The 2,728-nt window shown below is 68.0% G+C and carries 2 protein-coding genes; one reads left to right on the top strand and one right to left on the bottom strand.

Annotated features, from left to right (window positions below; all coding sequences use genetic code 11):
• Nucleotides 1-561 (top strand): GTPase RsgA (rsgA, locus tag FKP22_RS26490; protein WP_141290905.1); only part of this gene is annotated, 561 nt, incomplete at its 5' end.
• Nucleotides 562-609: 48 nt separating this feature from the next.
• Here the strand turns inward: rsgA and FKP22_RS26485 are convergent.
• The coding region (locus tag FKP22_RS26485) for a TonB-dependent receptor plug domain-containing protein (protein ID WP_141290903.1) at nucleotides 610-2,728 on the bottom strand (2,119 nt) is incomplete at its 5' end.

Genomic DNA, 2,728 nt, shown 5'->3' with positions numbered 1-2,728 from the left:
CTGGGCAGCCTCGGTGCAACCGTGCCGGTGGTCGCCGTCAATGGCCTGACCCCGGAAGCCGCCGAGCCGCTCAGGCCCTGGCTGTCGGTCGGCCAGACCCTGGTGCTGCTGGGCTCCAGCGGCGCCGGCAAGAGCACGCTGACCAATACCTTGACCGGCGACAAGGGCCAGTCCACCGGCCCCGCACGCGAAGGCGACGGCCGCGGCAGGCACACGACGACCGCACGCTCGATGCACTGGTGCACCGCAGGCGCCTGCATCATCGACACGCCGGGCCTGCGCGGCCTTCAGTTGGACGCTGGCGGCGACGAACTGGACAGCGCCTTCGACGACGTGGCCCGCTTGGCGCCGAACTGCCGCTTCCGCGACTGCGAGCACCGCGACGAACCCGGCTGCGCGGTGCGCCCGATGATCGCGCCCGAGCGACTGCTCAGCTACCAGAAGCTGCAACGCGAGGCCCAGCGCCACGAGCTGACGCTGCAGGACAGGCGCGAACAGCTGGCGGTGTGGAAGGCACGAGGTCGCGAGGCGAAAGTCGCGATTCGTGCCAAGCGAGGTTGAGGCCAAGTTGCCGCCGAGCCGGGCAAAGCCCGTCCCTTGGGGCAGAAGTCAGAGCTTCAGTTCCAGACCCAGGCGCCAATTGAGGTAGCTCTGGGACTGTGTGGCCACGGTCTGGTCGCCAACGATGCTCTCGGTGTCGTTTTCGCGCGGCGCCAGGTTGCTGGCCGTCAGCCGCAGGCGGGCGGTAGCGCTGAGCTGGTACATCGCGTACAGGTCCACCACGCGCTTGGCGTTCTGTTTGGCGTACTGGTCGTCCGCCAGGCGGGTGGTGTAGCCGGGCTGCCAGTTGAAATTGCCGCCAAGGGTCAGCGGGGTGCCGGGCAGCTTGTAGTCGCCGCCGAGGTTGAACGAGCCAGCAGCCTGCTGGTCCAGCCGGTTGTTCGGGCCAGGCACGCCTTTGACCTTGGAGTTGTACAGCGCAGCATTGGCGCGCAGGTCCACCGCGGGCGCGTCGGGCCACAGCTCGGTGAGGCGCAGCTTGCCGTCGATCTCCACGCCTTGCGTCATCGCGTCGCCGATGTTCTGCGGTTGCGAGTAGTACTGTTTGCTGCCGTCCGGGTTGAGCCGCGAGAAGTAGACGGTGCGCATCAGGTCCTGGATGTCACGCCGGAACGCGCTGAAGCTGACCATGCCGCCGCCGGGCAGGTAGTACTCGTAGGCCAGGTCGATGCCGGTGGCCAGTTCGGGCTTCAGGTCCGGGTTGCCGATGCGGTCCGGGCTGGTCGGGTCGTTGTGCTTCGAATACGAGGTGCTGGCAATCAGGTTGGCCAGCGGCGGCGAGCGGTAGCTGCGCGTCAGGCTCATGCGGACCTGGTCCGCACCCTTGGGTTCGGGTTTCCACACGGCATGCAGCAGCGGCGTCCAGACGCTGGAGCTGTTGTCACCCACGACCGTGCCCAGCTTGTCGTCCGGCGCCTCGCTGTGCGTGCGGATGCCCTCCCAGCGCAGGCCGGCGTAGGCAGACCAATGCGGGTCGATGGTCCACTCGTCCTGGCTGTAGACGGCCGTGCGCATGCTGCGCGCCTGCAGGTTGTCGCCGGGGTCGCTGACCGGCTGGCCATCGGCGTCCAGCAGCGGGCCGCCATCCTGCAGCTGCGAGCGGTCCTGGCTCAGGTGCGCGCGGTCCAGCTCCAGGCCCGAGACGATGTTGTGGCCGTTTTCCAGCAGCAGCGAATACTTGGTGTTCAGGCTGGCACTGCGCTCGCGCGACAAGTTGCGGTCGTCGAAAGTGGCCACGCCACCGTTGCCTGCCGTGCCGTCCTCGCTGTCCTGCTCGACCCGGTGGGTGTTGCTGAGGCTACGCGACATGCCCAGGCCGACACGGGCTTCCAGCCGCCCATCGCCGATCTGCGCCTTGTACATGCTGTTCAGCCGGCCCAGCGTCAGGCTGCTGTCCGAATGGCTCCGGCTGGTCGAGAACGGCAGCTCCGGCACCGCCGTGCCGATCACCTGGCCCGTCTTGTCGCTGTCGCCCTCGGAGTGCACGATGAACGGCATCACCTGCAGCGAGTCGCCGCCATCGAGCTTCCATTGCAGCTTGCCGCCAAGGTTCACGCCGGTGCGCTTGCTGCGCGAGGTGTCGGTCTCGGTGTAGTCCTTGGTCGGGCTGGTGGTGGTGACCACGGACTTGTCGTCCGTGTCGCGCCGGTTGACGCCGACGTTGAGGTTGTAGTCCAGCCCCAGCGCTTCGAACTTGTCCTCGCGGGACCAGTTCAGCTGCGGCTGCACGCGGCCATTCTCATAAGCCACCGAAGCCTTCAGGTCGTTCAGCTTCCGGGTGAAACCTTCGCGGGTGATGATGTTGATGGTGCCGCCAATCGCGCGGCCGCCAGTCTCGGCCGTGGGCGCGCGGATGATCTCGATGCGCTCGATCTGGTCCGGGTCCAGCGAGTCCAGCGACAGGCCGCCCTGCACGCGCTCGCCGTCCAGCAGGATCTGGGTGTAGCCGTTGCCCAGGCCGCGCATGCGGATCTGGCCGCCGCGGCCCGGCGTGCCGCCAATGGTCACACCCGGCAGGCGCTTGAGCAGGTCGCCCACGGTGCTGTCGCCGAACTTCTCGATCTCCTCGCGCCCGACGATGATCTTCGACGCGGTGGACCGGCGGCGCTGCTCTGTGTCGCTGGTGCGCGCGCCGTTGATCTCGACTTTTTGCGTGGCACCGGCGGCG

It is taken from the genome of Ideonella azotifigens (assembly GCF_006519715.1).
GTDB lineage: Bacteria > Pseudomonadota > Gammaproteobacteria > Burkholderiales > Burkholderiaceae_C > Ideonella > Ideonella azotifigens.
This window is presented reverse-complemented; position numbering and strand designations above follow the sequence as displayed.